We start from the raw sequence: 20,310 nt of genomic DNA, 5'->3' as shown, positions 1-20,310 counted from the left end.
TGACATCGCGGGCGGGGGCATCACCTTCGGCGCGCCGACCGGAAGCGTCGAACTGTCCGTGCCGGGCTCCGCCCCCGACCTGGCCCCGCTGCCCCCTCCGATGCCGCCGCGACGGCCGCCGAGTGCACCGAGAGCCTCGGAACCAACCCCACCGACCACGCGGAAGTGAAGCCCGGCGACCGCTTCTGTCTGCGGACCGGAGAAGGCAGGACCGCCCGCCTCCATGTCGACGCCGCACCGATCCAGGGGACGGGGCGACTGGAGATCACCGTCTGGTAGACGCCTGACGGAGGGGGTACTGCGGCAGGATGGACCCCATGCCGAACCGACTGGCTCACGAGACGTCCCCCTACCTCCTCCAGCACGCCGAGAACCCCGTCGACTGGTGGCCGTGGTCGGCCGAGGCCTTCGAGGAGGCCCGCAAGAGCGGCAAACCGGTCCTGCTCAGCGTCGGCTACAGCAGCTGCCACTGGTGTCACGTCATGGCGCACGAGTCCTTCGAGGACCACGAGACCGCCGACTACCTCAACGCCCACTTCGTCAGCGTCAAGGTCGACCGCGAGGAACGCCCCGACGTGGACGCCGTCTACATGGAGGCCGTCCAGGCGGCCACCGGCCAGGGCGGCTGGCCCATGACGGTGTTCCTCACCCCGGACGCCGAGCCCTTCTACTTCGGCACCTACTTCCCGCCCGCCCCCCGCTCCGGCATGCCGTCCTTCCGCCAGGTCCTGGAGGGCGTGCGCACCGCCTGGACCGACCGGCGGGACGAGGTCGCCGACGTCGCCGGGAAGATCGTCCGGGACCTGGCCGGGCGGGAGATCTCCTACGGCGGACCCGAGGCCCCCGGCGAGCAGGAGCTCGCGGCGGCGCTGCTCGGGCTCACCCGGGAGTACGACCCGCAGCGCGGCGGATTCGGGGGCGCGCCCAAGTTCCCGCCGTCCATGGTGATCGAGTTCCTGCTGCGGCACCATGCGCGCACCGGGGCCGAGGGCGCCCTGCAGATGGCCCAGGACACCTGTGAGCGCATGGCCCGCGGCGGCATCTACGACCAGCTCGGCGGCGGCTTCGCGCGCTACTCCGTCGACCGCGACTGGGTCGTGCCGCACTTCGAGAAGATGCTGTACGACAACGCCCTGCTGTGCCGCGTCTACGCCCACCTCTGGCGTGCCACGGGCTCGGAGCTGGCCCGCCGCGTCGCGCTGGAGACCGCCGACTTCATGGTGCGTGAACTGCGCACCGACGAGGGCGGTTTCGCCTCCGCGCTCGACGCCGACAGCGACGACGGCACCGGCAAGCACGTCGAGGGCGCCCACTACGTCTGGACCCCGCGGCAACTGCGTGAGGCGCTCGGCGACGACGACGCCGAACTCGCCGCCCGCTACTTCGGCGTCACCGAGGAGGGCACCTTCGAACACGGCTCCTCCGTCCTCCAGCTCCCGCAGCAGGACGAACTGTTCGACGCCGAGAAGATCACCTCCGTACGGCAGCGGCTGCTCGACAGGCGTGCCGAGCGCCCCGCCCCCGGCCGGGACGACAAGATCGTCGCCGCCTGGAACGGCCTCGCGATCGCCGCCCTCGCCGAGACCGGCGCCTACTTCGACCGCCCCGACCTGGTGGACGCCGCCCTCGGCGCCGCCGACCTGCTCGTACGGCTGCACCTGGACGACCACGCCCGGCTCGCCCGCACCAGCAAGGACGGCCAGGTCGGCGCCAACGCGGGGGTGCTGGAGGACTACGCCGATGTCGCCGAGGGCTTCCTCGCGCTGGCCTCCGTCACCGGCGAGGGCGTCTGGCTGGAGTTCGCCGGGTTCCTGCTCGACCATGTGCTGGCCCGCTTCGTGGACGAGGAGTCCGGTGCCCTCTACGACACCGCGGCCGACGCCGAGCAGCTGATCCGCCGCCCCCAGGACCCCACCGACAACGCCGCCCCCTCCGGCTGGACCGCGGCGGCCGGCGCCCTGCTGAGCTATGCCGCGCAGACCGGTGCCGAGCCGCATCGCACCGCCGCCGAGCGGGCGTTGGGTGTCGTCAAGGCCCTGGGACCGCGCGTCCCCCGCTTCATCGGCTGGGGTCTGGCGGTCGCCGAGGCCAACCTCGACGGGCCGCGCGAGATCGCGGTCGTCGGGCCGACGATGGACGACCCCGCCACAAAGACCCTGCACCACACGGCGCTTCTCGGCACCGCGCCCGGTGCGGTCGTGGCCATGGGAACTCCGGAGAGTGGCGAATTCCCGCTCCTCACCGACCGCCCCCTGCAGCAGGGTCAACCCGCCGCCTACGTCTGCCGCAACTTCACCTGCGACGCCCCGACCACCGATCCGGAACGGCTGCGGACCGCGCTGACCAGCTGAAACGGCAGCGGGCGAGGGGCGGTTACGCAGGCGATGTTCGAATTGCTCACTCTCGGGGCTCGTTGTGAGGAAACGCGCTCTTCATCGAAACGGCCTGCGGACTTCACAGATCCCCCCTAATGTCTACATGGTTCCGCGACAGATGTGACTCGCTGTCGCGGAAGGGGGCATTGGGGATCTGGGGGGATCTGTTGCTGACGTCTGTCTTCATATCGGCCGTCTCGCTGGCCTTGTTCTGGATGGCGGCCTTCACCCTGTGGTGGCAGATGCACGCGTGGCGCACGCCCGAGGTGCTCGCCTCCACCCGGTTCAGCAGACCGGACGGGGACGAGCATCTGTCATTCTCGCTGCTGCTTCCGGCACGGCACGAGCAAGCCGTGCTGGACCACACGATCCAGCGACTGCTGGAGTCCACACACACCGACTTCGAGATCATCGTCATCGTCGGGCACGACGACCCGGAGACCACCGAGGTCGCCGAGAAGGCCGCCGCACGTGATCCGCGCGTCCGCGTCGTCGTCGACACCCACGAGAAGAAGAACAAGCCGAAGGCCATGAACACGGCACTGCCGCACTGCCGTGGCGATGTCGTCGGGGTCTTCGACGCCGAGGACCAGGTCCACCCGGAGCTCCTCGCCCATGTCGACCACGCGTTCCGCGACACCGGCGCCGACGTCGTCCAGGGCGGTGTCCAGCTGATCAACTTCCACTCCAGCTGGTACAGCCTGCGCAACTGCCTGGAGTACTTCTTCTGGTTCCGCTCGCGCCTTCATCTGCACGCGCAGAAGGGGTTCATCCCGCTCGGCGGCAACACCGTCTTCGTACGCACCGATGTGCTGCGGGAGGCCGACGGCTGGGATCCCAACTGTCTGGCAGAGGACTGCGACCTGGGTGTCCGTCTCTCCAGCGTCGGCAAGAAGGTCGTCGTCGCCTACGACTCCGACATGGTGACCAAGGAGGAGACGCCCGGCAGCCTGATGTCGCTGCTGAAGCAGCGCACCCGCTGGAACCAGGGCTTCCTTCAGGTCTACCGCAAGAAGGACTGGCGGCAACTGCCCACCTTCGGGCAGCGGTTGCTCGCCCGGTACACCCTCATGACGCCGTTCATGCAGGCCTTCACCGGGCTCGTCATCCCGCTCAACATCGCGATCGCGGTGTTCCTCGACGTGTCCGTGGGCGTCGCCTTCATCACCTTCCTGCCGGCCGTCACCGCGCTCGTCACCTTCGTCTTCGAGATCGTCGGACTGCACGACTTCGGTAAGCAGTACGGACTGCGCGTCCGCTTCGTGCACTACCTGAAGCTCGTCGTGGGCGGCCCCTTCTACCAGGTGCTCCTCGCCGGAGCCGCCGTCCGCGCCGTATGGCGTGAGCAGCGCGGCCAGAACGACTGGGAGCTGACCACCCACGTCGGCGCGCACATCCCGGATGTCGATGCCGGTGCCGCGACGACCCGAGACCTCCGAGAGGACGTCCCCGCGTGACCTCCACCCTTCCCGCGGTGACCACTCCGAAGGTCCCCGCGCAGAGACAACCTGTCCCTATGACGCGTTCGGCCGGTCGAACAGAACCGCCGAGCCGTCTCCGCTCCTCCCGCTCCGACCTCGCCCTGTGCGGCGTACTCCTCGTCGCGATCCTCGTCGTACAGGGCTGGAACATCGCCGACTACCCGACCCTCAGCGACGACGAGGGCACCTATCTCGCCCAGGCCTGGGCCGTCCAGGAGGGCCGGGGCCTCGCGCACTACACGTACTGGTACGACCACCCGCCGCTCGGCTGGGTCCAGCTCGCCCTGCTGACCTGGATACCCGCCGCGCTCAGCCCGGAGTCGATGACCGTCGGCACCATGCGCGCCGCGATGCTGGTCATCAGCGCGGTCAGCGCGGTGCTCGTGTACGTGCTCGGGCGGCGGCTGTCGCTGCCGCGCTGGGCGGCCGGGCTGGGCATGGTCCTGTTCGGGCTCTCGCCCCTGTCGGTCGTGCTCCAGCGGGAGATCTTCCTCGACAACCTCGCGGTGATGTGGACGCTGCTCGCGTTCGCCCTGGCCGCCTCGCCGAGCCGTCACCTCTGGCACCACTTCGGCGCCGGGATCGCGGCCGCGACGGCCGTACTGACCAAGGAGACGATGCTCTTCGTCCTCCCTGCGGTCTTCATCACCATGTGGCGGCACAGCCACCGCGACACCCGCAAGTTCGCCCTCACCGGCGCCGTCACGGCGTGCGCGCTGATCGGCCTGTCGTACCCCCTCTTCGCCCTGCTCAAGGGCGAGTTGCTGCCGGGCGCCGGGCACGTCTCGCTCTGGGACGGCATCAAGTACCAGATGACCAGGCCGGGTTCGGGCTTCATCCTCGACGCCGGCTCGGGCTCGCACGGCGTCCTTGAGTCCTGGCTCTACTACGACCGCGTCCTCATCCTCGGCGGCCTCGCGGGCGGGCTGCTGCTCCTGGTCACCTGGCGCTGGTCGGTCACCGCCCGCGCCCTGGCCGGACCGTCGTTCGCGGTGGTCATCCTCGCCGTGGTGGCGATGCGCCCCAACGGCTACCTGCCCGCCATGTACGTCATCCAGGCACTGCCGTTCCTCGCCCTGGTCCTCGCCGGAGGAACGGCCTCCGTCGCCCACGCCGTGCTGCGGCGCCGGCGGTCCGAGGCCGAGCACCGGTACCTGACCGGCGGACGGTACGCCCTCGCGGCCGTACTCGCGCTCGCCGCCGGTGCGTACGTCGTCCCGCACTGGTACGAGGGGGACCGCACCGCCGTCACCGCTGACGCCAACGCGCCCTACCGGGCCGCCTCGAAGTGGCTGTCCACCGAGGTGGCGGACCCGCAGGACACCCGTGTCCTCGTCGACGACGCGCTGTGGCTGGACCTGGTGCACGCCGGGTACCGGCCAGGGCGCGGCGTCATCTGGTTCTACAAGGCCGACCTCGACCCGGCCGTGACCAAGACCATGCCGCGCGGCTGGAAGGACCTCGACTACGTCGTCGCCTCGCCGACGGTCCGGCGCGACGCGGTCGACCTGCCCAACGTCAAGGCGGCCATCGAGCACTCGAAGCCGGTCGCCGTCTTCGGCACCGGCGAGGACCGCGTCGAGATCCGCCAGATCCAGACAGCCGCCGGAGGCGTGCGATGACCCACGAGTACACCGCCCCCGGCGAGCTGGGCGATCCGTCCGTCGAAGCCGCCGAGGTGCCCGAGCCGGGCGCCGTCACCATCGTCGTACCGACGTACAACGAGTCTGCCAACGTACGGCAGTTGCTGCACCGGATCACCGAGTCGGTGCCGTCCCGGCTGCCCTGCGAGGTCGTCTTCGTGGACGACTCCACCGACGACACCCCGCAGGTCATCGAGGAGGCCGCCCAGGACTGCCCGTTCCCGGTCACCGTCATCCACCGGGACGAACCCGTCGGCGGGCTCGGCGGCGCGGTCGTCGAGGGGATGAAGGCGGCCGGGTCGGACTGGATCGTCGTCATGGACGGCGACTGCCAGCACCCGCCCTCCCTGGTCCCGGAGTTGGTGGCCACCGGCGAGCGCGCGAACGCCGGGCTCGTCGTCGCCTCCCGGTACATCAAGGGCGGCAGCCGGGCCGGGCTCGCGGGCAGCTACCGGGTGGCCGTGTCGCGGGGCGCGACGTGGCTGACCAAAGCCCTCTTCCCGCGTCGGCTGCACGGCATCAGCGACCCGATGAGCGGCTTCTTCGCGATCCGCCGCAGCGACATCGCCGCGGAGGCGCTCAAGCCGCTCGGCTACAAGATCCTGCTGGAACTGGCGGTCCGCAGCCGCCCTCGCACGGTCACCGAGGTGCCGTTCGTCTTCCAGGAGCGGTTCGCGGGGGAGTCCAAGTCGACAGCAGCCGAGGGACGCCGCTTCCTGCGCCATCTCGCCGGGCTGCGTACGGCCGACCCGCTGGCCCGCATGGTGGTGTTCGGGCTGATCGGCCTGACGGGCTTCGTGCCGAACCTCGTCGCGCTGTGGGCGATGACCCGGGCCGGGCTGCACTACCTCCCCGCGGAGATCGTCGCCAACCAGTTCGGCGTGGCCTGGAACTTCCTGCTCATCGAGAAGGTGCTGTTCCGCGACCGGCGCCGGCACCGCCACTGGGCCGACCGCACGATCCGGTTCGCGCTGCTCGCCAACGCCGATCTGGTGCTGCGCATCCCGCTGATCGCGCTGCTCGTCGGCCAGTTCGGGCTGGCCGTACTGCCCGCGACCGCGCTGGCCCTGGTCATCACGTTCGTCCTGCGCTTCGTCGGGACCGAAGCGCTGGTCTATCTGCCGCGCAGGAGCCGCACAGCAAGGAGTACCGCATGAGATCCGGACGGAGAACGGCCCTGCTGGCCGTCATGGTCCTCACCAGTGGCCTGCTTCTCACCTCGCCCCAGTCCGCCTCCGCCGCCAATCTCGTAAAGAACCCCGGCTTCGAGACCGCCGGCACCGACGACATGCCCTACTGCTGGAAGAAGTCCGGCTGGGGCGACAACGACTTCACCTTCGAGACGGTGGCCGACGCCCACTCGGGTTCCAAGGCCATGAAGGTCACGCTGACCCGCCGGGTCGAGGGCGACCGCAAGGCGCTCATCACCGAGTCCGCCGAGTGCGCGCCGGTCGTCACGCCGGGCAAGCAGTACGACCTGGGGCTCTGGTACAGGTCGACCACCCCCGACACCTCGGTCACCCTGTTCCGGCACGACGCGACGGCGGGCTGGCAGTACTGGACCGACCTCAAGACGCTGGAGATGGCGGGCGGTTGGACCGAGGCGACGGTCCGCACCCCCGAGGTCCCCGCCGGCACCGACCGTATCGCCTGGGGCGTCTCCGTCTACGGCACCGGCTCCGTCACCACCGACGACTACACGATGGACCAGGTCGCCGACCCCGTCCCGGACCCGGTGTGCACGGGCACGGCCGAGGAGTGCGCGAACGGCCGCTGGGACGTGCTGCCCACGCGGAACCCGGTCCGCTCCATGCACTCCGTCGTCCTCAACAACGGCAAGGTGCTGCTGATCGCCGGGTCCGGCAACAGCGAGGAGATGTTCGAGGCGGGCACGTTCACCAGCGCGGTCTACGACCCGGTCAAGGGCACGTACAAGGTCATCCCCACGCCGAAGGACATGTTCTGCGCCGGGCACGTCCAGCTCGACGACGGGCGGGTGCTGGTGATGAGCGGAAACAAGGCGTACCCGGTGCCGGGCGGGCACGGCTACGAGGGCTTCAAGGACTCGTACGTCTTCGATCCCGTCACCGAGACCTACAGCAAGACCAACGACATGAACGACGGCCACTGGTACCCGTCGGCGACGATCCTCGGCAACGGTGACGTCATCTCCTTCGGCGGCCTGAAGGAGGACTCGACCGGCTCGGTCACCGCCGAGCGGTGGTCGGACGCCGAGCAGAAGTGGCTGGAGCTCTGGAAGGTCAACCAGACCTGGTCGTACTGGGGCCTGTACCCGTCGATGATCCTGATGCAGGACGGCCGCCTCTTCTACTCCGGCAGCCATGTGTTCGGCAACAACATCCCCGGCACGGGCTCGGCGATCTACGACTACGACGCCAACACGGTCACCCAGATCCCGGGCCTGCGGAACAAGGACGAGCGCGACCAGTCCGCGAGCGTGCTGCTGCCCCCGGCCCAGGACCAGAAGGTCCTCACCCTCGGCGGCGGCAACATCGACTCCAACCCCGACGCGAACCGCCTCACCGACGTCATCGACCTCAAGCAGCCCAACCCGTCCTACGTCGCAGGACCGCCGCTCCCGCAGGGCACCGTCGACCTCGGAGGCGGCAAGATCCCGCAGACCGGCAACCAGGGCAAGATGTACGTCTCCGCCGTACTCCTGCCCGACGGCAAGGTCCTGGAGACGGGCGGCGCCCTGCACAACCGGGCCGACCCGGTGTACGAGTCGTCGCTCTACGACCCGGCGACGGGCACCTTCGACCCGGTGGCGGCGGACCCGGAGGAGCGCGGCTACCACTCGTCCGCCTTCCTCCTGCCCGACGGCCGGGTGATGGCGACCGGCGACAACCCGGGCAACGGCAGCTGGAACCACGACGTGTCGATCTACACCCCGCCCTATCTCCTCAAGGGCGAACGCCCGACGATCACCTCGGTCATCGACACCGAGTGGACCTACGGCGACACCCAGCGCATCACCGTCGACCGCCCCGTCGCCAAGGCCGAACTGATCCGCCCGGCGGCGGTGACGCACTCCTCGGACCCGAACCAGCGGTTCGTGGATCTGCCCCTGTCGGTGGACGGCAACAACATCGACCTCAACGTCACGAGCAACCCCAACCTGGCCCCGCCCGGCTGGTACATGCTCTTCGCGGTCGATGCCAACGGGGTGCCGTCGGTGGCCAAGTGGGTCCATCTGCAAGGTCCTTCGGCGCTGAGCGCCACGGACTCCTCGGCGCACGTCCATGACTTCGCCGACGACCTCAAGGGCAAGGTCACGGGCCCCGGAAAGCAGCGGAAGTCCCAGAAGGTGAGCCCGACCGTCTCCGGCTGCGACCGCCACTACGGCTCCGCCAACGTCTGTGTCCCGACGGACTTCCCGCCGACGGTGAAGGCGACGACGAAGTCCCGCTGCGACTGGCTGAAGAAGAACGACTACGGCCGCCTGAAGGTCAACGGCAGCAACGACCCGCTGCGGCTGGACCCGAACCGGGACGGGACCGCCTGTGGGAAGGGTGATGTGAGCAGGCGCTAATTCAGCTCGCGTAGTCGGCGAGGGCGCGCTCCACGATGGCCACCAGCTGTTCGTGGTGCGCGCCCTTCCAGTACGCCCGCTTGCACCGGGTGCACTGCGCGAACACGTCGTACGACCGGTGCGTCCCGCCCTCCAACTGGTCCGCGACCTCGTCCTTGGTGGCCTCCTTGAGCAGCCCGTTGCAGGCGGTGCACCGGGTCCAGGGCCGCAGCTCGGGGCGGAACCGCTCCAGGATGTCGCGGAGTTGGTCCTCGGGCCGGGTGCTGTACACATACGCCCCGGCCCACAGCTCACGGCGCCGCAGCAACCCCCGGTCCCGGCTCAGCATGACCCGCTGCTCGGCGGCCGAGAGCGAGGCCAGCGCCGGGTCGCCGAGGTCCGTCGACTCGTACGCCGTGTCCACGCCGAGCAGCCGCATCCGCCGGGCGAGGGTGCCGAGGTGGACGTCGAGCAGGAAACGCAGGGGAGCTCCGGGCACCCGCTGGGGGCGCGGGACGGGGCGTACGGATACGGACTCGCCGCCGGTCGGGATGTATGACACCGGTACCTCGCGCCCGTCCACGAGCAGCGGGCCGGCCTCGGTCAGCGGGACGCCGAGGGACTCCACGAGATGGCCGAGGGTCGAGACACCGTCGGTGGTGACCTGGGCGGCACCGTCCTGGCGCCGGCCGTTGGGCAGGAAGACGCGCAGCTCGGGGGCGAACTCCACGTGGATGTCGGGACCGTTCACCCGGCCAGGATGTCACGGCCGGGCGCTCGCGCCTCAGGTCTTTTTCGTGGGGAGGCCGTGCTCGATGACGTCCAGGGCCCGGTCCACCAGCTCGCGGAGGTCGTCCCGGCAGTCGTTCTCCGCCCAGGCGATGTTGACCTCCATCAGGCCGCCGACCAGGGACATCGCATAGACCCGCACTTCGAGGCTGTCCGCGTCCAGACCGTGGCGCTCGGCGATGGCGCCCCGCAGCAGGCGTCCGGTCGCCGACATGCTCTCGATCATCCGGGCGCGGACGGCGGGGATCTGGACCGCCAGATGCGCCCGGATCCGGACCGCCTCCGGGTCCTCGGCGATCAACGCGTCCATGGACCGGTGCATCACATGCCGCACCGAGTCCATCCAGGACTCCGAGGCGGGCCGGGCCCGCAACTCCTCCAGCATCAGAGGGTCGTACTCGTCCGTGAGGACGATGTCCTCCTTCGTCGGGAAGTAGCGGAAGACCGTGGACGGCGACACCTCGGCGCGCTCGGCGATCTGCTCGATCGTCGTGGCGTCGTAGCCCTGCTCCTTGATCAGTGCGTACGTCGCGTCGCGGATCGCCGTCCGGGTCTTGATCTTCTTCCGCTCACGAAGCCCCAGCTGGGGGCGGTCGGTCAGGGGAGAGGAGTGTGCGGACGTCATGGGTGTCATTGTCGGGCATCGGCCCGCTCGGCAGCCATGTCCGGGGCCTCTGGCCGCTCCGCGTCCGGCGTACTCGGCAGGAACGCCGCCGCCAGCAGCGCGGACACCAGCGCCGCGATCCCGCACACCAGCAGCACGACACCCATGCCGTGGACGTACGCGCTGTTCGCGGACGCCGCCAGCTCGGCCGACCCCGCCCGCTCGGCCACGAGGTGCGCCGCGACCACGGACTCCCCGGCGGTGTCGGCGGCCCGCGCCGGCAGCCCCGTGACGTCGAGGCGGTCCCGGAAGACGCCGGCGAGCAGACTGCCGAGCAGTGCGATACCGATCGCACCACCGACCTGGCGCAGGGTCATCAGCAGCCCGGAGCCGCTGCCGGCCCGGTCGCGGGGCAGGGCGCTCAGGCCGCCGTTCATCGCCGGGATGAGCGAGAGACCGAAGCCGAGACCGGTGATGGAGAGCCACAGCGCGACGAAGCCGTAGCCGGAGTCCATCGTCGTACGGCTGCCGAGGAGCCCGGCGAAGGCCAGCACCACCAGGCCCGCGCTCACCGCGGCCCGCGCACCGAAGCGGGCGACGGCCTTCGGCGCGATGCGGGAGGCGAACAGCAGCCCGCCCATCATCGGCAGCAGCCGCACGCCGGTGCCCAGGGCGTCGTGGCCGAGGACGGCCTGGAGGTAGGGCGGCAGCACGAACAGCAGGCCGGTCAGGACGAACGTCACCAGGGTCGCGGCGATCGTGTTGAACAGGAAGCCGCGGTGGGCCAGCAGGGTCATGTCGAGCATGGGGCGCTCGACCCGGCGTTCACGCAGCACGAGGGCGGCGATCAGGACGACCGAGGCCCCGAGCATGGCCAGCACCAGCGGGTCGCCCCAGCCCCGGGCGGGCGCCTCGATGATCGCGTAGACGAGGACGCCGAGGCCGGACGCGGCGAGCGCCGTCGAGACGGTGTCGACCTTCGGGGAGGCGGGGTCCTTCGTCTCGGGGAGCAGGAAGACGCAGGCGGCCATGCCGATCGCGGCCATCGGGACGTTGATCAGGAAGACCGAGCCCCACCAGAAGTGGTTCAGCAGCCAGCCGCCGATGATCGGGCCGAGCGGCAGGCCGAGGGCGGAGGCGGCGGAGGCTATGCCGACGGCCTTGGTGCGCTCGTCCGGACCGAAGAGGGTGGGCAGCACGGAGAGCGAGAGCGGGGTGACGAGGGCGGCGCCGACGCCCATCACCGCACGGGCGGCGATCACCGCGTTCACGTCGCCGGCCAGCGCGCCGACCAGCGAACCGGCGAGGAAGACGCCGAGCCCGGCGATCAGCATCAGCCGCCGCCCGAACCGGTCGCCGAGCAGGCCCGCCGGGAGCATCAGCGCCGCGAACACGACGATGTACGCGTCCGCCATCCACTGCTGCTGACCGGTGCCGGCGCCGAGGTCGGCGGCCATCGTCGGCAGCGCCACGTTGAGGATCGTCATGTCGAAGCCGAGCGTGAGCATGGAGGCGACGAGCGCGCCCAGGGCCCACCAACGGCGAGGATCTGGAGTGACAGTAACCATGAAATGAAAGTAACTCTCAAAAGAAGGCCACTGTCAAACTTTGGGGACGCAAAAAGGGCCACGGCTCGTAAGCCGTGGCCCTGAAGAGGCTGAGGAGAAGCCGCGCGGTGGTTTACCCGTGCTGGTACGCCACCAGTGAGATCCCCACGTAGTGCGTGATGAACGCCGCCAGTGTGAACGAGTGGAACACCTCGTGGAAGCCGAACCAGCGCGGCGACGGGTTGGGGCGCTTGATGCCGTAGACCACGCCGCCCGCGCTGTAGAGGAGGCCGCCGACGATCACCAGGACCAGCACCGCGATGCCGCCGGTGCGCATGAAGTCCGGCAGGAAGAAGACGGCCGCCCAGCCCATCGCGATGTAGCAGGGGGTGTAGAGCCAGCGCGGGGCGCCGACCCAGAACACCCGGAAGACGATGCCCGCCGCGGCCGCGGCCCAGATGCCCCACAGCAGCCACTGGCCCTTGGCCTCCGGCAGGAGCAGCATCGTCAGCGGCGTGTACGTGCCCGCGATGATCAGGAAGATGTTGGCGTGGTCGAGTCTGCGCAGGACGCCGTCCATGCGCGGGCTCCAGTTGCCCCGGTGGTACAGGGCGCTCACGCCGAACAGCAGGCAGGCGGTGAGGGCGAAGATCCCGCAGGCGAGGCGGCCCCGCGCCGAGTCCGCCAGGGCGGTGAGTGCCAGGCCCGCGACGAGCGCGGCCGGGAACATACCGAGGTGCAGCCAGCCGCGGAGCTTGGGCTTGATCTCGTCGCTGAGCTGCTGGGCGTGGTGCGCGATCTGGTGCGGCAAGGAGGGCGCGCCGGAGCTGCGGCCGGCGGCCGGAGTGTCCGTGTGTGCGTCGGGGACGGGCGCAGTCATGCTCGGCATCGTACCTACGGAACCGTAAGTTACGTATCAGCGCGGCGAGATGAGCGCCTATAAGTGGCCATCCTCTCATGGGGGTACCCGGAGTGCGCGCACCAGGGGTGAAGCCGTGGTGACGCATCGAAAACATCCGGATGAGTGGCGATGCTCACGCCGCTCACCTGTGACGCCCTCTGGACATATGCGCAGACGCGTCGGATGATCAAATGAGTGCGGTCGGCACCGGATGAGCGCGGAAGATCCAGGCCGTAGGTCGAGTCGGCGAAGCATCCGGGTCGTGGCCCCCACGGGGCACACAAGGGCATATAAGGACAAAATCCCTCTCTATAGGAGCAACCGTGGCGCGCGACATCGCGGCTCCCCCCGTCCCCACCAACCACCGGGAACTGGTCTCGTGGGTCAACGAGATCGCTGAACTGACGCAGCCGGACAACGTGGTCTGGTGTGACGGATCCGAGGCCGAGTACGAGCGCCTGTGCGGGGAGCTCGTCGCGAAGGGCACCTTCCGGAAACTCGACCCGATCAAGCGCCCCAACTCGTACTACGCCGCCTCCGACCCGACCGACGTCGCCCGCGTCGAGGACCGGACCTTCATCTGCTCCGAGAAGGAGGAGGACGCCGGCCCGACGAACCACTGGATGGACCCCGCCGAGATGCGCGAGGTCTTCTCCGGGGACAAGGGCGTCTTCCGCGGCTCGATGCGCGGCCGGACGATGTACGTCGTCCCGTTCTGCATGGGCCCGCTCGGCTCCAAGCTCTCCGCGATCGGTGTGGAGATCACCGACTCGGCGTACGTCGCCGTCTCGATGCGCACCATGACCCGCATGGGCCAGGCCGTCCTCGACGAACTCGGTGACGACGGCTTCTTCGTGAAGGCCGTGCACTCCGTCGGCGCCCCGCTGGAGGCCGGCGAGGCGGACGTCCCGTGGCCCTGCAACCAGACCAAGTACATCTCCCACTTCCCGGAGAGCCGCGAGATCTGGTCCTACGGCTCCGGCTACGGCGGCAACGCCCTGCTCGGCAAGAAGTGCTACGCCCTGCGTATCGCCTCGGTGATGGCGCGGGACGAGGGCTGGCTGGCCGAGCACATGCTGATCCTGAAGCTCACGCCCCCGCAGGGCGAGTCCAAGTACGTGGCGGCGGCCTTCCCCTCCGCGTGCGGCAAGACCAACCTCGCCATGCTGGAGCCCACCATCTCCGGCTGGACCGTCGAGACGATCGGCGACGACATCGCCTGGATGCGCTTCGGCGAGGACGGCCGCCTGTACGCCATCAACCCCGAGGCCGGCTTCTTCGGCGTCGCGCCCGGCACCGGTGAGCACACCAACGCCAACGCGATGAAGACGCTCTGGGGCAACTCGGTCTTCACCAACGTCGCCCTCACCGACGACAACGACATCTGGTGGGAGGGCATGACGGAGGAGACTCCGGCCCACCTGACGGACTGGAAGGGCAACGACTGGACGCCCGCGTCCGACGTCCCCGCCGCCCACCCCAACGCCCGCTTCACCGTCCCGGCCTCGCAGTGCCCGATCATCGCGCCCGAGTGGGAGGACCCCAAGGGCGTGCCGATCTCCGCGATCCTCTTCGGTGGCCGCCGCGCCACCGCCGTACCGCTGGTGACGGAGTCCTTCGACTGGAACCACGGTGTGTTCCTCGGCGCCAACGTGGCCTCCGAGAAGACCGCCGCCGCCGAGGGCAAGGTCGGTGAGCTGCGCCGCGACCCGTTCGCGATGCTGCCGTTCTGCGGCTACAACATGGGCGACTACATGGCCCACTGGGTCGAGGTCGCACAGGGCAAGGACCAGGCCAAGCTGCCGAAGATCTACTACGTCAACTGGTTCCGCAAGAACGACGAGGGCAAGTTCGTCTGGCCCGGCTTCGGTGAGAACAGCCGTGTCCTGAAGTGGATCGTCGAGCGCCTCGACGGCAAGGCCGAGGGCGTCGAGACCCCGATCGGCATCCTGCCGGCCAAGGGCGCCCTGGACACCAACGGCCTTGAACTGGCCGAGTCCGACCTCGACTTCCTCCTCACCGTCGACAAGGAGATCTGGCGCGAGGAGGCCGCGCTCGTCCCCGACCACCTCAACACCTTCGGCGACCACACGCCGAAGGAGCTGTGGGACGAGTACCGCGCGCTGGTGGAGCGCCTGGGCTGACGCCCCCCTTTGAACTCCGCGGCCGGTTGGGATTGCCCTGACCAGTGATCGTCACGGCCGGCCGCGGTGTGAACCGGCGAGGTTCCGTACAACGACGTACGGGGCTCTGGGCCTGTCGCCGAGTCCTTGTCCGCCCCGACGAGGACATGGCGGCAGGCCCTCGCCTGTGTGGATGCCCGCCTCGCCGTTACTGCGAGCGGTCTTCCAAGTACCGCGTATGCGACTCCTGGCGCCTTGCCTCCGTCTCTCGCAAAGCCGCCGCCAGGCTCTCTGCCTCCTTCTTCAGCAGACCCAGCTGCCGCTCCAGATGCAGCTCCGGCGACTCGGTGCCCGGCGTCATCCGTGTCCACCACCGGGTCCGTACGAAGCTGTCGACGGCCTCGGGAAGATCGCGTCGCACGATGCGGGAGAGGACGTGCACGCCCTCCGGGTCGTGTGCGAGGAGTTCGGCCACCCAGCCCTTGTCGAGCAGCGCGGCCAGCAGTTCGGTGAGTTCGCGGAGCCGGGCGGCGGCCGTGACCGACAGCTCCACGTCCGTCAGATAGCCGCGCAGCTTCTCGAAGTCGCCGCGCAGTTCGTCCAGTTGGGCCGAGGGATCCGGGAAGTCGGGCAGCGCGGGGCGCTCCGGTGGGGCGATCAGTGCGCCCGCGCCGTAGAGCCCGGCGACCACGACGGGCCAGTACGGGCCCGCCACTCCCGTGAAGGTCAGCACGACGCCGACCATCCCGCACACGCTCCCCGCGATGTTCTTACGGGACTCCAGGTACGCCAGTGCCCTACTGGTAGCCACGGATCTCCTCGAAGGCGCCGTCCAGCGAGCCCTCCTGGGCATCGAAGAGGCGGCCGCCGGTCAGCTCGGCGATGTGCTCCAGCTCGGACGCGTCGGAGTCGCCGAAGAGGATGGGGAAGACGGGCGTCTCCCGCCGCTCGCGGTCGAGCCCGGCGTAGAAGGAGTCGAAGTCGGACGCCTCGGCGCCGGTGGTGTTCTCCCCGTCCGTCATCAGCACGATCGAGGTGAACGTGTCCTGGGGACGTCGGGTACCGAGGTGGTCGTACGCCTTCTCCAGCGAGGTGTAGACCGCGGTGTCACCTTCGGCGGACAGTGCCTCGGTGTCCTTGCGGATCCCGTCCAGCCCGGACTTCGGGTCGGCCGGCTCCACGACATGGGTGCGCACGCTCTTCACGTCCGACCCGAAGGGCATCAGCGTGACCTCCTCGCGCTCGCGGAAGTCGACGGTGAGGTCGGTGAGCGACTGCTTCAGCTGCTCCAGACGGTCGCCCTCCATCGAGCCGGAGGTGTCCAGGACGTAGACGGTCCTGGACGGGCGGCGCAACTCGTTCTCGTACGAGTCGAGCAGTCCGTCGGCGACGGAACGGCTGCCCGGGAAGGGCAGTTCGCGCCGCCGGCTGTCGTCGAGGCCGGACGCGGGCCGGACCGAGGGGACGACGGGGCGGCGACGGGTGCGCTCGGTGATCAGCCGCTGGAGGCCGTCGGTGCGCAGGGCCTCGGTGACACGGCGGACGTCCTCGCGGGTCGCGGCGTCGGTGGAGGCGAGGGAGGAGAGCGGATAGTCGGCGGTGACGACGCCGTCCTTGGGGCGGATCACGGTCAGGCCCGGGATGCCCTTGAGGACGGACTCGTAGTTGAGCAGCGCGTCGACGTTCCCGCGCCGCTTGTAGGCGGTCGCCAGCCAGCCCGACGAACCCGACGTCAGCTTCTGCCCCTTGAAGAACTCCTTCAGCCGGGGTACCGCCTTGTCGACATCCGCGTCCGTCAGCGCGGACTGGGCGCCGGACAGGGCCGAGGCGACGGAGACGAGGGTGGCGAAGCCGGAGTTGGAGCGGGCCGGGTCGGTCATGCCATAGGTCAGCCTGCCGTCCTGGACGGCCTGTTCGATCTGCGACCAGGTGACACGGTCCGGCTGCCAGCCCAGCGTGCCGAGGGCCGTGGTCCTGACCCCGATGGCGACCGGGCTCGACATCACCGGCGTCTCCGACACCACCTTCCCCGCCGCTTCCGGCCGCAGCCGCAGATAGTCGTTGGAGGACAGCCACAGCGCGTCGTACTGCCCGTCCGCCTTGCCCTTGGCCAGCAGTTCCACCGCGTCGAGGGTGCCCATGTAGGTGGGCCGGATCTTGATGCCGGTGTCGTCGGCGATCCGGTCGAACACGGGGGTCATGTCGCTGAGCTCGCTGGAGGCGAGGACGCGGAGGGTGCCCGGCTGGGGGCCGTTCTCCGGCTTGTCGGTCGTGTGCTGCGAGGTGCAGGCGGTCAGCAGGCCCACCGCGGCGAGCGCGGAGGCGAGAAGTCGTGCTCTCATCCGAGCCCACCCTCCAGCGCGCCCTGCGAACGGCTGCGCTCCAGGTAGCCGCTCGCCTGCTGCAGTTCGGCGGTCAGGTTCTCCACCGTGGCGGCCATCGCCTCGGTCGCCTGGACCTTGTAGGAGTCGATGGCGTCGAGGGTGCGGTAGATCTGCTGGAAGGCGCTGCGCAGGGTCTCCGCCCCCACCGCCGGGTCGGCGGCGATGCGCTGGATCTCGCCGCTCTGCGTGGCGAGCATCTCGGCGTTGTTCCGGATCAGCCCCTCGGTGGTCCCGCGCAGGGCGGTGACCTGCTCGATGACCTTCTTCTGGTTGTCGAGCGCCGAGGCGAGCATCACGGAGATGCGCAGCGCCGAGACAGTCGTGGTCGCCGCCCGTTCGACGCCCTTGATCAGCTCGTCGTTGTTGCGCCGTACGACGTCCATGGCGAGGTATCCCTGCGCGCACACCGCGAGCTGGGTGAGCAGGTCCTGGTGCTTCTGCCGGACCGGAAAGAGGACGTCGGCCCGCAGAGCGTCGGCCTGCTGGGGGTCGGTGACCCGCGTGATGTGCTGCTCGACGGCCGTGTCCAGGGCCTCCGTCAGCACGACGTACTCCTGCAGCTTGCCCATGCTCTCCCAGAGCCGCACCCGCTCCGTCTGCAGTGCCGCGTTGTCCCGCCGCAGCTCGTCCTGTCCGCCCCGCAGCGACCCCACGATCCTGTTCAGGGTCCCCTGTGCGGAGGCGTACTTGGCGACGTGGTCGCGCAGCTTGTTGCCACCGGGCAGCCTGGACAGGAACCTGCGTCCCTTGGCGGCGGGCAGATCCCGCGGGTCCAGGTCCTCGACCACCCGGCGCAGCTCCACCAGCGATCCGGCGACCTGCGCCTGGGCGTCCCCGCCCTGGTCGGGCAGGCTGCGGACGGTGCGCTCCAGCATCCGGTTGGACTGGGCGGCGGCGGTCCGTATCTCACCGGCCCCCAGCGCGGTGATCTCACCGACCTTGCCGGCGAACTCGGGCGAGCGGGCGTCGAGTCCCGCGAGGATCTCGACATAGGCGGAGGCCTTGTTGCTCATCTCCGTACGGACACCGTCGTCGACCGGGACGAGCCCGCCGGCCTTCTCCCGCGGCACGGCGGCCACGGGCTCGGGCGGAGTGAGGACGAAGGTGTCGTTGCTGTCGTTGTTATGGCTGTTGCCGTGGCTGGTCATGTGCTGGTGCCCCCCTTATCCCCGCGCCCGTCGGGCCAGTTCGTGCAGCACCTCGGAGGTGGGCACGGCCGCCTGGTGGACGCCGGTCAGTTCCTGCTTGAGATACGTCGTGTCCGAGGCGAACTCGGAGTCCTGGCCCTGCGGACGGAACCCGTGCCGCGCCTCCAGCTCACGCAGCCGCGGGTCCTCGGTGAGGAGGGCGGCGACGGCCTCGCCGTTCTCGGTGAGCGGTACGACGGTGTGGTCGCTGTTCACCGTGGTGTCCGGGTAGAGGACGACCAGGTCGTCGGGCTGCTGCCCCTGCGCCAGCAGGGAGGCGACCTGGGACTCGTAGACCACGACCAGCGGATTGCCGGCCCCGCTGACGAAGTCCCGGAACACGGCGTCACTGCTGGACTGCTGCGCGCCCTGCACACTGACCAGCTTGTGCAGCAGGGGCGCGGTGCGGGCCGTCTCCTTCTCGCCGGCGACGACCTTGCCGCCGTTCTCGACGTAGGAGGCGGCGGCCAGATAGAGGGCGCCGGAGTTGGAGGTCTCGGGGTCGGTGCTGGACAGGAAGAGCGTCCCCGTCAACTCCCCGTATTTTCCCGCCCCCTTGAGCTGCTGCCAGGTGCGGTCGGCACGGGCGGCGGCCAGATAGCCGGCCATCTCGAAGGTGCCGCGGTGTTCGGTCTCCAGTGTGGCGAGCCCGTTGGCCGCGAGCACCTCGGCGGCGCTCTTGTGCGCCACGACGACGAGGGGCGAGTAGAAGGGGCGGGGGAGCGTCCCCGTCACCTTGTACTTCGCGGCGAGCTCACGGGCCGGCGCCTGACTCGACGGCAGCGCGAGGTCGTACCCCTTGAGGTTCAGCCCCTCCATGGCCCAGGACCCGGAGGTCTCGGCCTTCACGGTGTAGCCCTTGGCGGCCAGGGCCTTCACGACATCGGCATCCGCGAAGAACTCGGCCTTCTCGGACCCGATCACCATCCGCACGGTCTTCGTTGCCGTGCCCTTGTCCCCATCACTACGGCCCGCCACGACGGCAACCACCACGCCACCGATCAGCAACACCGCGAGGACGATCCCTGCGATACGTCTCACGCGAGGGAGAGTGCTCGCGGAATCCAACGTTCCCCGGCAAAGAGGATGAACGGGAGGTGTCACACCGGTCCCGTTACAACACGGCGAACGGCAACGCCGCCAGGGGCGCGGGGAACTGCGCGACCAGCCACACACAACCGTCAGCCGCGAACGGACAAACTATGGCTCCCGGTCCGCGCGTCGCTGCGGGTGCACGCGGACCGGGGCCGTCCAAGGGGGCGTCAGCCGACGCCGGTGAGCTCCTGCGGCTCAGCCTGCGCAGCAGCATGCGCATCCATCCGCTGGGCGGCGAGAATCGCGGCGGCCGTATCGGCGCGAGACGCCGCAACGACCAGCGCCCGCCCCGCAAGGGCATGCGCCCGACGATGCAGCGCGGCAACCCTCGCCCCACCGCCGGAGGCCCCCGCGCGGGCCGGCATGCTGCCTTCCCGCAGTCGGGTCACCTGGCCCGCGAGCCGCTCGGCAGCGATGTCCAGGTCCTCCGAGGGCGCCGTCGCACGGAGCTCGTCCGTCACGGCGAGCAGCGCCGCGAGGTGCCCCGCGAGCTGGATGTCCAGCTCCTCCTCACGCGACCGGTGCGGAAAGTCGGACGGGGTGTCGGCCATCGTGGTGTGGACCGACTTGGTGCGGATCGGTTCGTACATGGGGATGGCCTCCTGTGCTCTGACAGGAAACCATCCTAGCTTAGATTTCGTCTAAAGTT

Annotated in this window: 15 protein-coding genes; 6 read left to right on the top strand and 9 right to left on the bottom strand. The window is 69.8% G+C overall.

What is annotated here, in order from left to right:
* Positions 1-317 precede the first annotated feature (317 nt).
* The 5 genes from ACFWYS_RS13755 (at position 318) to ACFWYS_RS13735 (ending at position 9,052) form a co-directional block, all read left to right on the top strand.
* Complete coding sequence (locus tag ACFWYS_RS13755) at positions 318-2,351, top strand: thioredoxin domain-containing protein (RefSeq protein ID WP_384767015.1); 2,034 nt, start codon at positions 318-320, stop codon at positions 2,349-2,351.
* A gap of 191 nt (positions 2,352-2,542) precedes the next feature.
* On the top strand, positions 2,543-3,832 hold the full coding sequence (locus ACFWYS_RS13750) for a glycosyltransferase (RefSeq protein WP_384767012.1): 1,290 nt from the start codon (positions 2,543-2,545) through the stop codon (positions 3,830-3,832).
* Positions 3,829-5,478, top strand: coding sequence for an ArnT family glycosyltransferase (locus ACFWYS_RS13745; RefSeq protein ID WP_384767009.1), 1,650 nt, complete (start codon positions 3,829-3,831; stop codon positions 5,476-5,478). The genes ACFWYS_RS13750 and ACFWYS_RS13745 overlap by 4 nt, the downstream gene beginning before the upstream one ends.
* Complete coding sequence (locus ACFWYS_RS13740; RefSeq protein ID WP_384767007.1) at positions 5,475-6,656, top strand: glycosyltransferase; 1,182 nt, start codon at positions 5,475-5,477, stop codon at positions 6,654-6,656. Before ACFWYS_RS13745 ends, ACFWYS_RS13740 begins: the two co-directional genes overlap by 4 nt.
* Positions 6,653-9,052, top strand: coding sequence for a galactose oxidase-like domain-containing protein (locus ACFWYS_RS13735; protein ID WP_384767004.1), 2,400 nt, complete (start codon positions 6,653-6,655; stop codon positions 9,050-9,052). Before ACFWYS_RS13740 ends, ACFWYS_RS13735 begins: the two co-directional genes overlap by 4 nt.
* A 1-nt stretch (position 9,053) precedes the next feature.
* Here the strand turns inward: ACFWYS_RS13735 and ACFWYS_RS13730 are convergent, their stop codons facing one another.
* The 4 genes from ACFWYS_RS13730 to ACFWYS_RS13715 form a co-directional block, all read right to left on the bottom strand.
* Entirely contained in the window at positions 9,054-9,782 is a 729-nt protein-coding gene (locus tag ACFWYS_RS13730; RefSeq protein ID WP_384767001.1) for a Mut7-C RNAse domain-containing protein, read from the bottom strand.
* 33 nt (positions 9,783-9,815) lie between these two features.
* Positions 9,816-10,445, bottom strand: a complete 630-nt coding sequence (locus ACFWYS_RS13725) for a TetR/AcrR family transcriptional regulator (protein WP_384766998.1) — start codon at positions 10,443-10,445, stop codon at positions 9,816-9,818.
* Positions 10,446-10,450: 5 nt separating this feature from the next.
* Entirely contained in the window at positions 10,451-11,992 is a 1,542-nt protein-coding gene (locus ACFWYS_RS13720) for a DHA2 family efflux MFS transporter permease subunit (protein WP_384766995.1), read from the bottom strand.
* 112 nt (positions 11,993-12,104) lie between these two features.
* Positions 12,105-12,851: a hemolysin III family protein gene (locus ACFWYS_RS13715; RefSeq protein ID WP_384766992.1), complete on the bottom strand. Its 747-nt coding sequence runs from the start codon at positions 12,849-12,851 to the stop codon at positions 12,105-12,107.
* A 344-nt stretch (positions 12,852-13,195) separates the two neighbouring features.
* On the opposite strand from ACFWYS_RS13715, the gene ACFWYS_RS13710 reads away from it, so the two are divergent.
* Entirely contained in the window at positions 13,196-15,016 is a 1,821-nt protein-coding gene (locus ACFWYS_RS13710) for a phosphoenolpyruvate carboxykinase (GTP) (protein WP_384766990.1), read from the top strand.
* A gap of 187 nt (positions 15,017-15,203) precedes the next feature.
* Here the strand turns inward: ACFWYS_RS13710 and ACFWYS_RS13705 are convergent, their stop codons facing one another.
* From ACFWYS_RS13705 to ACFWYS_RS13685, 5 genes are all read right to left on the bottom strand, one after another.
* Positions 15,204-15,806: a hypothetical protein gene (locus tag ACFWYS_RS13705; protein WP_384766987.1), complete on the bottom strand. Its 603-nt coding sequence runs from the start codon at positions 15,804-15,806 to the stop codon at positions 15,204-15,206.
* Entirely contained in the window at positions 15,793-17,337 is a 1,545-nt protein-coding gene (locus ACFWYS_RS13700) for a substrate-binding domain-containing protein (protein ID WP_384766984.1), read from the bottom strand. Before ACFWYS_RS13700 ends, ACFWYS_RS13705 begins: the two co-directional genes overlap by 14 nt.
* Positions 17,334-18,527, bottom strand: coding sequence for a toxic anion resistance protein (locus tag ACFWYS_RS13695; protein WP_384766981.1), 1,194 nt, complete (start codon positions 18,525-18,527; stop codon positions 17,334-17,336). The genes ACFWYS_RS13700 and ACFWYS_RS13695 overlap by 4 nt, the downstream gene beginning before the upstream one ends.
* A gap of 15 nt (positions 18,528-18,542) precedes the next feature.
* Positions 18,543-19,607 carry a hypothetical protein gene (locus ACFWYS_RS13690; RefSeq protein ID WP_384766978.1) on the bottom strand — a complete coding sequence of 355 codons (1,065 nt, stop codon included), beginning with the start codon at positions 19,605-19,607 and terminating at the stop codon, positions 18,543-18,545.
* A 221-nt stretch (positions 19,608-19,828) separates the two neighbouring features.
* Positions 19,829-20,251 (bottom strand): hypothetical protein, encoded by a 423-nt coding sequence (locus ACFWYS_RS13685; RefSeq protein WP_384766975.1) that lies wholly within the window; start codon positions 20,249-20,251, stop codon positions 19,829-19,831.
* Positions 20,252-20,310 lie beyond the last annotated feature (59 nt).

Origin of the sequence: Streptomyces sp. NPDC059010 (genome assembly GCF_042740355.1) — a bacterium.
GTDB lineage: Bacteria > Actinomycetota > Actinomycetes > Streptomycetales > Streptomycetaceae > Streptomyces.
This window is presented reverse-complemented; position numbering and strand designations above follow the sequence as displayed.